Below are 13,300 nucleotides of genomic sequence, written 5' to 3'. Positions count from 1 at the left end.
GAACCGGACGTTTCACCCACCGGTCTCGAATGCGTGTTCCGAGGGGTCGGAAAATGGCAGCACTATCGTTCACCACGCGCGAGGCCAGGCCACGGTTGCCCGGCCTTTTAGGGTCCTTCGACACCTTTCTTAAGGGAGGGCGAGCATCCGGTCGAGCGCGAAGCTGGCGTGGCGGGCCGTCTCAGCGTCCACAGTGATCTGATTCGGGACCCGTCCGGCGACGAGTTCCTCCAGCGCCCACACCAGGTGCGGCAGGTCGATGCGGTTCATCGTCGAGCAGTAGCACACCGTCTTGTCCAGGAACGTGACCTGCTTGTCCGCGTGCCGGTTGGCCAGCCGCCGCACCAGGTTCAGTTCGGTGCCGATCGCCCAGGCCGATCCGGGTTCGGCCGCGTCCAGGGCCTTGATGATGTACTCGGTGGAGCCGACGTAGTCGGCGGCCGAGACCACGTCGTGGCTGCACTCGGGGTGCACCAGCACGTTCACGCCCGGAACCCGCTCGCGCACGTCGCGCACGCTGTCGAGGGTGAACCGGCCGTGCACCGAGCAGTGGCCGCGCCACAGGATCATCTTCGCGTCCCGCAGCTGCTGCTTCGTCAGGCCGCCGTTGGGCTTGTGCGGGTTGTAGACGACACAGTCCTCCAGGCTCAGGCCCAGGTCCCGCACGGCGGTGTTGCGTCCCAGGTGCTGGTCGGGCAGGAACAGCACCTTCTCGCCGCGCTCGAAGGCCCAGTTCAGCGCCCGCTCGGCGTTGGAGGAGGTGCACACCACGCCGTCGCGTTTGCCGACGAAGGCCTTGATGGCGGCGGTGGAGTTCATGTACGTCATCGGCACCGTCACGTCGGCGACGCCCGCCTCGGTCAGCGCCTCCCAGCAGTCCTCGACCTGGACCGCGGCGGCCATGTCGGCCATCGAACACCCGGCGGCCATGTCCGGCAGGATCACCTTCTGGTCGTCGGTGGTGAGGATGTCGGCCGACTCGGCCATGAAGTGGACGCCGCAGAACACGATGAACTCGGCCTCGGGACGGGCGGCGGCCTGCTGCGCCAGCTTGAACGAGTCACCGGTGACGTCGGCGAACTGGATCACCTCGTCGCGCTGATAGTGGTGCCCCAGAATGAAAAGCCGGTCACCCAGGGCCTCCTTGGCGGCGCGGGCGCGGGCCACCAGGTCCGGGTCGGAGGGCGCGGGCAGTTCGCCGGGACAGTCGACGCCCTTCTCGGAGGCGGCGTCGGAGCCCTTGCCGAGCAGCAGCAGGGCGGTGGCGGTCGGGGCGGGTTCGGTGAAGGTACTCACGGCTGCCCTCCTGGGGCATCAGATTTATCGTCGGTTTGACGCGTAATACGAATTCTCTCACAACCGTCGATATCCGCCACACTCCGAGACTGTGACCCTCGCCGCTGGCCCCGGCCGTCTAGGGTCGACGCGTGCGCGTGTTGATCTGCCCCGACAAGTTCGCCGGTACCCTCTCGGCCCCCGAAGCCGCCGCCGCCGTGGCCGAGGGCTGGCACGAGGTGAACCCCGACGACCAGCTCGACGTGCTGCCGCTGTCCGACGGCGGCCCCGGCATGCTCGACGCGCTGGCCGCCGCCCTCGACGGCCGCCGCGAGAGCTTCGACATCGTCGATCCGCTGGGCCGCAAGGTCAGCGGCGACATCCTGCTGGTCGGCGACACCGCCTACATCGAAAGCGCCGAGGCCTGCGGCCTGCACCTGCTCGACCCCGAAGAACGCGACCCGCTGCGCGCCACCTCCTTCGGCCTGGGCCAGCTCATGACCGCCGCCGTCGAGGCCGGGGCCCGCACCCTCGTCATCGGCCTGGGCGGCTCGGCCACCAACGACGCCGGGGCCGGAATGCTCACCGCGCTGGGCCTGACCCCACTCGACTCGCTGAACCGGGCCCTGCCCTACGGCGGCGGCGTCCTGGCCGACTGCGTCACACTCGACGGCGCCGCCCGGCTGCGCGGCGCGACCATCGTCGCGGCCACCGACGTCGACAACCCGCTGTGCGGCATCAACGGCGCCTCGGCGATCTTCGGCCCGCAGAAGGGCGCCAGCGACAACGACGTCCAGATCCTGGACCATGCCCTGTCCACATTCGGACACGTACTTTCCGGCATCCCCGGCAGCCCGCCCAACGTCGCCGACCTGCCCGGCGCCGGTGCCGCGGGTGGTCTGGGCGCGGCCCTGTTCGCGCTGGGCGGCAGCCGCGCCTCCGGCGCCGACCTCATCGGCCGCGCCGTCGGCCTGCGCGAAGCCCTCGACTCCTGCGACCTGGTCATCACCGGCGAAGGCTCCTTCGACCACCAGTCGCTGCGCGGCAAGCTGGTGTCGGGCATCGCCGAGGCCGCCACCGAACGCGGCCTGCCCTGCGTCGTGGTCGCCGGACGCGTCACCGTCGGCCGCCGCGAAGCCCTCACCGCGGGCATCACCCGCACCATGTCGCTGACCGAGCATTTCGGCTCGTCGGAGGAGGCCATGGCCAAGCCCGCCGAGGGCCTGACGGCCCTGGGCGCCAAACTCGCGCAAAAGTGGCGGCCTCGGTAGGAATGTCGCCGCATCCTCGAGTGTTCGCTACGGTGGATACCGACTCAATGTCTTTCAAGGGAGTGACACCGTGACCGAAACGCAGACCGAAACCGATGCCCCCACGGGCGTGGCGCTGACCGATGAGGCCGCCGCCAAGGTGAAGGCGCTGCTGGAACAGGAAGGCCGCGACGACCTGCGGCTGCGCGTGGCGGTTCAGCCGGGCGGTTGTTCTGGCTTGCGCTACCAGCTGTTCTTCGACGAGCGCTCCCTGGACGGCGACGTGGTCAACACCTACGACGGCTTCGAGCTCGTCGTGGACCGCATGAGCGTGCCGTATCTCGCCGGCGCCAGCATCGACTTCGTCGACAAGATCGACGCCCAGGGGTTCCAGATCGACAACCCGAACGCGGGCGGCTCGTGCGCCTGTGGTGATTCGTTCCACTAGGACCGCCAGGATCGTGTCCGTCCGGACACCGATAGCCCGGATTTCGGACACGCACTATTCTGATGGGCCCGGCCGGTAACCGGCCGGGCCGTTTTTGTTGCCTCTCGCTAGGAAACCCTCGATGAAGATCGCCGTGACCGGTTCGATCGCCAGCGACCACCTCATGCACTTCCCCGGCAGGTTCGCCGACCAGTTCATCGAAGAGAAACTCGACAAGGTGTCACTGTCGTTTCTCGTCGACGACCTCGTCGTCCGTCGCGGCGGAATCGCCCCGAACATCTGCTTCGGCATGGCCCAGCTGGGGCTCACCCCACTGCTCGTCGGCGCCGTGGGCAAGGACTTCTTCGACGACTACGAGGGCTGGCTGACCGGACACGGGGTCGACTGCGAGTCGGTGTACGTCTCCAAAACCGCCCACACGGCCCGCTTCGTGTGCACCACCGACGAGGACATGTGCCAGATCGGCTCCTTCTACGCGGGCGCCATGGCCGAATCCGACCAGATCGACCTGAACCCGGTCAACGCCCGCGTCGGCGGCCTCGACCTCGTCCTCATCAGCGCCAGCGACCCCGACGCGATGGTCCGGCACTCCAAGGAATGCCGTGAACTGGGCATCCCCTTCGCCGCCGACCCCTCCCAGCAACTCGCCCGCATGGACGGCGCCAAGGCCAAACAGCTCATCGAGGGCGCCAAGTTCCTGCTCACCAACGAATACGAGAACGAACTGCTCCAGACCAAGACCGGCATGTCGGAGGCCGAGATCCTCGACCACGTCCAGGTCCGCGTCACCACCCTGGGCAAGGACGGCGTCGAGATCACCGGCCGCGGCCTCGACCGCATCCACGTCCCCATCGCCCGCGAGGTCACCGCCTTCGACCCCACCGGCGTCGGCGACGGCTTCCGCGCCGGTTTCTTCGCCAGCCTCTCGTGGGGCCTGGGTGTCAAGCGCGCCGCCGAGGTGGGCAGCCTGCTGGCCGCCCTTGTCCTCGAGACAGCGGGCGGACAGGAGTACTCGGTCGAGACGAGCACCTTCCTGCGCCGTCTGGGAGAGTCCTACGGACCGGCCTGTGAGGCGGAAGTCGCGCCCCATTTGCAGCAGAACTGAATAATCTATAAGGGACGGTGCACTGTGGTGTGCCGTCCCTCCGCATACTCAGTGAGAGTAGATCGATACTTGACAATATTCAGCTGTCTTGTCAAGTGGGATTTCCGGTGTCACCTTGCTGACATCGAAACATCAGCGGTCTCATAGATGATTACATGGCAAATCTTGACTGAATGCCTGTCAAGCTGTCAAGCACCGACATGCACCAGCTGCATCTCGGATACGTAACGGGGACTACCGTACTGACGGCAGATACGACAAAGTATGCCCAAGCAGAGCATTTTCAGTGGTTGGAGCGCTGCGACACCCCTCAGTGCCCACCTTTCACACCATAAGGAGGCTGATGATGCGCGCAAAACCCCTTATAGCGCTCGCAGCTGCCGCGGTGCTTACCGCGTCCCTCGCCGCCTGTGGCGGCGGTGGCGGCGAAAGCGCCAGCGGCGACATGAAGTTCGGACTCGGCGCTGAGCCGCCGAGCCTGATTCCGCCGAACACCACCGAGTCCGAGGGTTCGATCATCCTCAGCCTGACGTACGCGGGGCTGTTCGACTACAACGAGAAGGCCGAAGCCGAGAACCTGCTGGCCAAGTCGATCGAAACCAAGGACAACAAGACCTGGACGATCGAGATCGAGGACGGCCACAAGTTCCACAACGGCGAGCCCGTTGACGCGGAAGCGTTCAAGCGCGCCTGGGACTGGGGCGCCTACGCCCCCAACGCCGCCACCGGCAGCTACTTCTTCGACCGCATCAAGGGCTTCGCCGACATGCAGGGCAAGAAGCCCAAGGCCAAGGAGCTCGCGGGCCTCAAGGCCGACGGCCAGACCCTGACCATCGAGCTGGACAAGCCGTGGGCCGGTTTCTCCACCATGCTGGGCTACACCGCCTTCCTGCCGATGGCCGAGGAGTGTGTCAAGGACACCAAGGCCTGCAACGACAAGCCCATCGGCAACGGCCCGATGAAGTTCGATGGCAAGTGGAAGCACAAGGAATCCATCTCGCTGGTCAAGAACGACAAGTACAAGGGCCCGAACAAGGTCAAGTACGACAAGGCCGACTTCACCATCTACGACGGTGACGCGAACTGCTGGGCCGACTTCGAGTCCGAGGACATCGACATCTGCTCCCCGCCGGTCGAGAAGTGGGAAGGTGCCAAGAACGACCCGGACCTGAAGGAACGCCTGATCTCCGAGCCGAGCACCTCGCTCACTTACCTGGGTATGCCGGTCTACGACAAGGCCTTCCAGGACAAGAAGCTCCGTCAGGCCTTCAGCCTGGCGATCGACCGCGAGAAGGTCATCGACATCGCCACCCCCGGCCGCGCGGTTCCGGCGACCGAGTTCGCTCCGCCGTCGCTGCCCGGTGGCGTCGAAGGCGCCTGCGAGTTCTGCAAGTTTGACGCCAAGGAAGCCAAGAAGCTCTTCGAGGAGTCGAGCTGGCCCAAGGGCAAGAAGATGGAGATCTGGTACAACGCCGACCCGACCAACAAGGCGATCTTCGAGGCCGTCGGTAACCAGCTGAAGAAGAACCTGGGCGTGGAGTTCGAGCTCGTCGTGAAGGACTGGGACCCGTTCCTGGCTGCCACCGACAAGCACAAGGCCAAGGGTCCGTTCCGTATGGGCTGGCTGCCGGACTACCCGCTCAACGAGAACTACCTGAAGCCGATCTACGGCAACGGCGCGGCGAACAACCGCTTCGGTTACGAAGGCAAGGACTTCAACAAGAAGCTCGCCGAAGCCGACGCCGCCAAGACCCTCGAAGAGGGTATGGAGATCTACGCCGAAGCCGAGAAGATCCTGGCCGAGGAAATGATCGGTATCCCGCTCTCCTGGGCGAAGTCGAGCAGCTTCTACAGCGAGAACATCGACCCGAAGAGCGTGAAGTACTTCCCGGTTGGCCAGATCCAGTACGACAAGCTGGCTCCCGCCTAACCACGTGCACCATCAGTCCGTTTCGGACTGGTTCTCAAACGCCCGGTGGTGTCCGCCGCGAAAGCGGCGGGCACCACCGGCCCGATATTTCTACTGTGACCCCCGAGAGGAATCGCCGTGGGCCGTTACGTGGTGCGGCGCCTGCTAGTGGCGTTGTTGACTCTGTTCCTAGCGCTCTTCGTGATCCACTACGCGACTTCATTGTCCATCCAGGCCGGTGGCGATCCGGCCCGAGCGTTCTTTTCCGCCGACCGCACCCCCACCGAGTCCCAGCTCGACGCCGTGCGGACCAAATACGGCCTCGACAATCCGTGTCTGAGGCAACTGGGCAACCCCTGCGTCGACATGTACGTCGAACGCGTCGCCAACTACTCCACCGGCGACTTCGGCGAGAACTACAACCAGCAGCCGGTCCTCGACGACCTGGCCCAGGCGGTGCCCAACACGTTGCGGCTGTTCGCCTTCATGTTCGCCACCTGGCTCATCTTCGGCCTGACGTTCGGCATGATCGCCGCCTGGCGAAGAGGCAGACCCACCGACTACGGAATCCGGTTCTCGACGATCCTGCTCGGCGCGATTCCCCCGTTCCTGCTCATCATCACCTACAAGTTCGTCCTCGCCGCGCCGCTGCGCAGCTACTTCGGCGACGCCTACGGCCGCGACAGCATGCTGGCGCTGATGTTCAAACCCTCCTTCGACCCGGACAATCCCTGGCTGTCAGTGGCCATACCCGGCATCCTGGTCGGCCTGGTCGGTGTGGACGCGTTCACCCGGCTCACCCGGGCCAGCGTCCTGGAGAACCTGCGCGCCGACTACGTCCGTACCGCCAAGGCCAAGGGACTTCGCACCGGCCGGATGATGATCGTCCACGTGCTGCGGAACTCGATGATCCCCATCAGCACCATGATCGGTGTCTACCTCGCCGCCGCCCTGGCGGGCGCGGTCTTCACCGAGGGCATCATGAACATCCGCGGGCTCGGCCTGTTGATCTTCGAGGCATCCCGCGAGAAGGACATCCCCGTCATCATGGCCACAGTGGCCATCGCCGCGATCGGTGTCCTCGTGGTGAACCTGATCGTCGACCTTATGTACGCCGTCTTTGACCCGAGGATTCGCTATGAGTGAGGCCGCCGCCCAGCAAGAGGCGCAAGAATCGATGGCTTTGAGCGCGCCCGCGAGCGGCATGTGGCGAGACGCCTTCCGCTCGCTGCGCCGTCGACCCGACGCCGTGATCTCGGCAGTCTGGATCCTGGTCGTGATCCTGATGGCCGTCGCGCCGTGGATCTTCACCAGCAAGGACTATCTGGCCTGCGACGGTGACAACAGCAAGATCAAGCCACAGTGGTTCGGCGGTGAGTTCTTCCTCGGCACCAACAACCAGGGTTGCGACTACTTCGCCATGACCATCGCCGGAGCCCGGCCCTCGATCTTCCTGTCGTTCATGGTCATCCTCATCACCGTCACCGTCGGATTCATCCTCGGTGGACTCGCCGGATACTACGGCGGCTGGATCGACGCCATCGTGTCCCGAGTGGTCGAAGTCTGGATGGTCATCCCGTTCTTCCTGGGAGCCGTGCTGCTGCTGACCCTGTTCCAGGACTTCAAACTCGGCGGTGGCCAGATCCTGGCCGTCATCCCGCCGACCCTGGCGCTGGCGTTCTTCGGCTGGACCACCGACACCCGACTGGTACGGGCGAGCGTGTTGCAGGCCAAGCAGTTCGACTACGTCCAGGCCGCGCGATCACTGGGCGCCAGCGACCGGAGGATGCTGTTCCGGCACATCCTGCCCAACGCCATCGCCCCGGTCCTGTCGGGACTTCCCATCGCGGTGGGCGCCTACATCACCACCGAGGCGGCGCTGTCCGTCCTCGGTCTGGGTGTACGCCCCCCGGCGACCAGCTGGGGAACACTCATCGCCGAAGGCGCTCCCTGGGTCCAGGGCGGCTACCCGCACCTGCTGATCATCCCCGGCACGGTCCTGCTGCTCACGATCCTGGCATTCGCGCTCCTCGGTGACGCTCTGCGTGACGCCCTCGACCCGAAACTGCGGTGATGACACATGACCACTGTTGAAATAGCAAAAAAGGACGTCCTCGCCGGACTCGACCCGAGCGCCCCGTTGTTGCGCGTCAAGAACCTCCAGGTCGAGTTCAACACCCGTGAGGGCAAGGCGAAGGCCGTCAACGGCGTGAACTTCACCCTCGAAGAGGGACAGACCCTGGCCATCGTCGGAGAGTCCGGTTCCGGCAAGAGCGTCACGTCCCAGGCCATCATGGGCATCCTCGACATCCCACCGGCCAGAATCGCCGATGGCGAGGTCCTGTTCCGTGGCGTGGACCTGTTGAAGCTCAAGGCCAAGGAGATGCGCCCGGTACGGGCCAACCACATCGCGATGGTGTTCCAGGACGCCCTGTCCGCGCTGAACCCGGTGTGGACAGTGGGCTTCCAGCTGGGCGAGCTGTTCCGCATCCACCGCGGCATGTCCCGCTCCGACGCCAGGAAACGCGCCATCGAGCTGCTGGACCTGGTGAAGATCCCGGCCGCGAAACAGCGCGTCGACGAGTACCCGCACCAGTTCTCCGGCGGTATGCGACAGCGCGTCATGATCGCGATGGCGCTGGCACTGGATCCCGAGATCCTGATCGCCGACGAACCGACCACGGCCCTGGACGTGACGGTGCAGGCGCAGATCATGCGACTGCTCGCCGAGATCCAGGCCGAACGTCAGATGGGTCTGATCCTGATCACCCACGACCTCGGCGTGGTCGCCGACGTCGCCGACGACGTGACCGTCATGTACGCGGGCCGCGCGGTCGAACAGGCCACCATTCACGAGATCTTCGAGAAACCGGCTCACCCGTACACCAAGGCGCTGCTGAAGTCGATCCCGCGCCTGGACGTCAAGGGACAGCGGCTGGAGGTCATCGCGGGTCTGCCGCCGGTGCTGACGAACATCCCACCCGGCTGTTCGTTCGCGCCGCGCTGCGGTTATGCCCAGGACGTCTGCCGCACTGACGACCCCGAACTGTTGCAGTTCACCGGAGAGCGTTTCGCGGCATGCCACTTCTCGTCGGAGGTCATGAACGATGAATGAGCCCACCACGGTCGCCGCGGGCACCGCCGCCGCGGGAGAGACCGTTCTGGAAGTCGACAACCTCGTCAAGCACTTCCCGATCCGTGCCGGAGTCGTCTTCAAGAAGAAGATCGGCGCGGTCAAGGCCGTCGACGGCGTCTCACTGTCACTGCGCAAGGGCGAGACCCTCGGCGTAGTGGGGGAGTCGGGCTGCGGTAAGTCCACCTTGGCGAAGCTGTTGGTGGGCCTGGAGCGGCCGACCTCTGGCGGCATCCGCGTCAAGGGCGAGGACATCACCCGATTGGGCCGCAAGGGTCTGCATCGGTTGCGGCGCAACGTGCAGATGGTGTTCCAGGACCCGTACACGTCGTTGAACCCGCGCATGACCGTCGGCGACATCATCGGCGAACCCTTCGTCATTCACCCCGACGTGGTGCCGAAGTCTGGGCGTCGAAAGGCGATTCAGGACCTGCTCGACGTGGTGGGCCTGAACCCGGATCACATCAACCGGTACCCGCACCAGTTCTCCGGTGGGCAGCGGCAGCGCATCGGCATCGCCCGCGCGCTCGCCCTCAAACCGGAGATCCTGCTGTGCGACGAGCCGGTCTCGGCGTTGGACGTGTCGATTCAGGGGCAGGTCATCAACCTGCTGGAAGAGCTTCAGGACGAGCTGGGGCTGTCGTACATCTTCATCGCTCACGACCTGTCGGTCGTCCGCCACATCGCTGACCGGGTAGCGGTCATGTACCTGGGCAGCGTGGCGGAGCTGGGTACCGAGGACGAGATCTACGAATCCCCGATGCACCCGTACACCCAGGCATTGCTCTCAGCTGTTCCGGTGCCGGACCCCAAGGCGCGTGAACACAAGGCCGAGATCATCCTGGAAGGCGACGTGCCGTCCCCGGCCAACCCGCCGTCGGGCTGCCGGTTCCGCACCCGCTGTTTCAAGGCCCGTCAGGAATGGGCCAAGACCGCGACCCCGGAACAGAAGGACAGCACCTCCTACGCCGACCAGGTCCCGGACAACTGCCGCGACGAACAGCCGCTGCTGCAGATCCGCCCCGGCGCCGACCACCCCAACGCCTGCCACTACGCGGCACCACGGGACGTCCTGCACGCCGCCTGATTGATCAACCTTTGACTGCCCCGAGTCGACAGACTCGGGGCAGTTCGTCTGTGCTCGCGTCCAAACGCTTCGAGGCCATGAGCTTCTGGATAAGTTGGGTTTCGGTACTCGACTAGGAGAGACGGACGTTGGACTTTCGGGTTCTTGGCCCACTGGAAGTGACGAGAGCTGAGTCTCGTGTCGACGTGCGAGGCCGCATCGGGAAGCGGCTACTGGCGGTGCTTCTGATTGATGCCGGACACGGTGTCTCCATGGCCCGCCTCATCGAGGGCATATGGGACGGTGATCCACCGGAAACGGCGCTTCGCCAAGTCAGACACGCCGCTTCTCGGCTGCGAAAAGTCTTGGGGGCTGAGCGCTTGGAATCGGCCGGGGACGGTTATCGCCTCAATATGGATGGCGCCACCTGCGACGCGATTCTCTTCGAACAGAAGGTACGTGAAGCCCGTGAACTGTTCCTGCGGCGGGACAACGCGCAGCGGCTAGCGGTCTTGCGCACGGCACTCGGATTGTGGCAGGGCAGCGCGTACAGCGGCCTGGAAGGCAGGCTCATCAACACCGAGGTAGCCAGGCTCGGAGGAATATGGCTGGCCGCGCTGGAGGAACGCCTCGACGCCGAACTCGCACACGGCGACCATTCGCAGGTGATCGGTGAGCTTCGGCTGCTGGTCCTGGAACACCCGTTCCGGCAACGCTTGACCGACTTGCTGATGCTGGCGCTGTATCGAGACGGCAGGACACCTGAGGCACTCGAAGCGTACGAGCGTTTGCGGACAGACCTCGCCGAGAACCTGGGCCTCGATCCGGACGTCTCGTTGCGGGAAAGACACGCTGCGATACTGCGACGCGATCCGGTACTGGACCTGTCCGACAACGCCTCGACTCGTCCGGACCGGCCCGTGCGGCCGTCGTATGTTCAGCCCGGAAAGTCCGTGCCCGCTCAACTGCCGATCAAACCCGCGGGATTTGTCGGACGCAACATCGCGCTTACGGCATTGACCAGGCAGTTTCACGACAGCGACAAGTCTCGTTCCTGTGTGGTTGTTGGAGCCGCCGGGGTCGGCAAGACCGCTCTGGCCATTCACTGGGCACATGAGAACCGCGACCAGTTCCCCGACGGGCAGTTCTTCATCAATCTGCGCGGATTCGATTCCGGTGCCCCCGTCTCGGCACATGAAGCACTCGGCCGTTTCATCCGAGCGCTGCGGGATCCGAGCGTTTCGATACCATCCGATGTCGACGAAGCGGCAGCCTTGTATCGGTCATTGACCGACGGAAAACGCATACTGGTCGTACTCGACAATGCCAAGAACGCCGACCAGATTCGACCTCTCATACCGTCGTCGCCGAACGCCTTCACGGTTGCCACCAGCCGAAATCGGCTCACAGGACTCACCGCCGTTGATGACACGGTGCCGCTTTTCCTTTCGCCCTTGAATCACCTTGAGTCCGTCGATCTTCTGGCCAAATCCGCGAGTACGGCTGGCTTGAGCATCGACCGTGGCTCCACGCGTCGTATTGCCGAACTTTGTGGACATCTGCCGTTGGCGTTGCGGATCTCGGCCGCGCTACTCGTGGATGGCTCGGGACGCACCGCCAAGCAGTTGGCCGATGAACTCGGCAACCCGGACCGCCTTGACCTGCTTTCCGTCGACGGCGACTCGACGATTGCCACTGCCCTGGACCAGTCTTTCCAGAGTTTGACAGCAGAAGCCCAACAGCTGCTGTGCCAGCTCGCTCTCATCCCCGGTGATGACTTTCCGCAAGCGTTGGCATTGGAACTGGGCACTGGCAAGGACTTCGACCGCTTGACCACCGCGAGCCTCATCGATGAGCATCGCCCAGGTCGATACCGGTTCCATGACCTCACCCGCGAGTACGCCAAGAAAAAGGCTCAAGCGACCGGCAGCGAGATTCACGTCGCTAATCAGGTAATCGGTTGGTACCACGACAACTGCCGCGTGCTCAACAGTCACGACTACAACAATGTGATCGCCGCGGTTTCGGCTTGGCGTGCTCACTCAAGCTTTTGGCGTCTGGTTCACACGGTGGTGGCGTTTGTGCGGTTGGGTGAGAACATATCGGTGGCCGCCCCGCTGGTCGATGACCAGCTCGCGGCCGCCCTGGAACGTGGGGACACCGAAGCAGCACAAGCCATGTTTGATGTGAAGGCGCAGCTGTGCGCCGAAGCGGGTGACAACCCAGGGGATGTGAAGTTCGGACAGAAGGCGTTGGACATACACCGCGACGAAACGGGTTTCTACCATTTCACTCACGGAGATGCCCGCTTCAGCAATGGTGAGATGACCCTGGCCGAAGACCACTTTCGAACGGCATTGCGGCTAGCCAACGAGGCGCAACACCAGTACACGATTCTCGCGAGCACTGCCGCCTTGGCCAATCTTTACCGCGTAACAGGTCGCTATGCCGAGGCCGAGACGCTGTTCGACGGCGCGCGCAAGTACTTCGACCACAATCCCACCGGTGCAATGGAAATAGACGCAAGGATGGCCTTTGTGACCTTCTTGTGCGAGACGGGGCGTGTTGATGAAGCCGAAGGATTGCTGCGACCCATCCTTGATTCTGAAGTGGAGCTGGACCCCGGTTCGTGGACGCAGGTGATCATGTTCCGCGCTGATATACGCCACGCGCGTGGTCAATACCGTGAGGCGATACAGGATTTTGAACATGCCCTGGAACTGACAGCTGACAACAGCCGGATACAGTCGCGCCTCATCAGGACCAGCATCGCCGACATCTATTGCGATCTCGAGGATTACGACAACGCCCTGAAGCAGTTGGAACTCATTGACCTGGACGCCGCGAGTACGAAACTGCGCGCCATCGGAATGCTTCAACTCGCACGTGCCCACAACGGCAAGAAAGACCATGCGCGGGCGAAGGCCGCTGCCACCTACTCGGCGGAGGTCTTCGCCGAGACCAGACTCCGCTCGCACGCGCTCGCCCTCACAGTCCTCGCGGACGCACACGAAGGACTGGGCGAAGTCAAAACGGCCCGCACAACGCGAGAACGAGCTCTGCGGATACTGAACGAGCTGGGGCTACCCGAGCCCGGCTAGGTTAGTTTTCGAG

General features: G+C 64.4%; 10 protein-coding genes. 9 read left to right on the top strand and 1 reads right to left on the bottom strand.

What is annotated here, in order from left to right; translation table 11 throughout:
• Positions 1 to 129 precede the first annotated feature (129 nt).
• The gene (gene nadA, locus SNAS_RS20460) at positions 130 to 1,296 is read right to left on the bottom strand and encodes a quinolinate synthase NadA (RefSeq protein ID WP_013019370.1); all 1,167 of its coding nucleotides are present in this window, start codon (positions 1,294 to 1,296) and stop codon (positions 130 to 132) included.
• Between the two features lie 131 nt (positions 1,297 to 1,427).
• Between nadA and SNAS_RS20455 the strand changes: the two genes are divergently transcribed.
• From SNAS_RS20455 to SNAS_RS33045, 9 genes are all read left to right on the top strand, one after another.
• Positions 1,428 to 2,546, top strand: coding sequence for a glycerate kinase family protein (locus tag SNAS_RS20455; RefSeq protein WP_013019369.1), 1,119 nt, complete (start codon positions 1,428 to 1,430; stop codon positions 2,544 to 2,546).
• Positions 2,547 to 2,616: 70 nt separating this feature from the next.
• A complete protein-coding gene (gene erpA, locus SNAS_RS20450; RefSeq protein WP_013019368.1) occupies positions 2,617 to 2,973 on the top strand; it encodes an iron-sulfur cluster insertion protein ErpA in 357 nt (118 codons plus the stop codon).
• A 121-nt stretch (positions 2,974 to 3,094) separates the two neighbouring features.
• The gene (locus SNAS_RS20445; RefSeq protein WP_013019367.1) at positions 3,095 to 4,078 is read left to right on the top strand and encodes a carbohydrate kinase family protein; all 984 of its coding nucleotides are present in this window, start codon (positions 3,095 to 3,097) and stop codon (positions 4,076 to 4,078) included.
• 346 nt (positions 4,079 to 4,424) lie between these two features.
• Positions 4,425 to 6,008, top strand: a complete 1,584-nt coding sequence (locus SNAS_RS20440; RefSeq protein WP_013019366.1) for a peptide ABC transporter substrate-binding protein — start codon at positions 4,425 to 4,427, stop codon at positions 6,006 to 6,008.
• Positions 6,009 to 6,125: 117 nt separating this feature from the next.
• On the top strand, positions 6,126 to 7,133 hold the full coding sequence (locus SNAS_RS20435) for an ABC transporter permease (protein WP_013019365.1): 1,008 nt from the start codon (positions 6,126 to 6,128) through the stop codon (positions 7,131 to 7,133).
• Positions 7,126 to 8,061: an ABC transporter permease gene (locus tag SNAS_RS20430; RefSeq protein ID WP_013019364.1), complete on the top strand. Its 936-nt coding sequence runs from the start codon at positions 7,126 to 7,128 to the stop codon at positions 8,059 to 8,061. Before SNAS_RS20435 ends, SNAS_RS20430 begins: the two co-directional genes overlap by 8 nt.
• Before the next feature lie 6 nt (positions 8,062 to 8,067).
• Positions 8,068 to 9,102: an ABC transporter ATP-binding protein gene (locus tag SNAS_RS20425; protein ID WP_013019363.1), complete on the top strand. Its 1,035-nt coding sequence runs from the start codon at positions 8,068 to 8,070 to the stop codon at positions 9,100 to 9,102.
• Positions 9,095 to 10,207 carry an ABC transporter ATP-binding protein gene (locus SNAS_RS20420; protein ID WP_013019362.1) on the top strand — a complete coding sequence of 371 codons (1,113 nt, stop codon included), beginning with the start codon at positions 9,095 to 9,097 and terminating at the stop codon, positions 10,205 to 10,207. The genes SNAS_RS20425 and SNAS_RS20420 overlap by 8 nt, the downstream gene beginning before the upstream one ends.
• 251 nt (positions 10,208 to 10,458) lie before the next feature.
• Complete coding sequence (locus tag SNAS_RS33045; RefSeq protein WP_144300577.1) at positions 10,459 to 13,287, top strand: AfsR/SARP family transcriptional regulator; 2,829 nt, start codon at positions 10,459 to 10,461, stop codon at positions 13,285 to 13,287.
• The last annotated feature ends 13 nt before the right edge of the window (positions 13,288 to 13,300 follow it).

It is taken from the genome of Stackebrandtia nassauensis DSM 44728, assembly GCF_000024545.1.
Classification (GTDB): Bacteria; Actinomycetota; Actinomycetes; order Mycobacteriales; family Micromonosporaceae; genus Stackebrandtia; species Stackebrandtia nassauensis.
The sequence above is the reverse complement of the archived record's forward strand: the minus strand, read 5'-3'. Positions and strand labels throughout refer to the sequence as shown.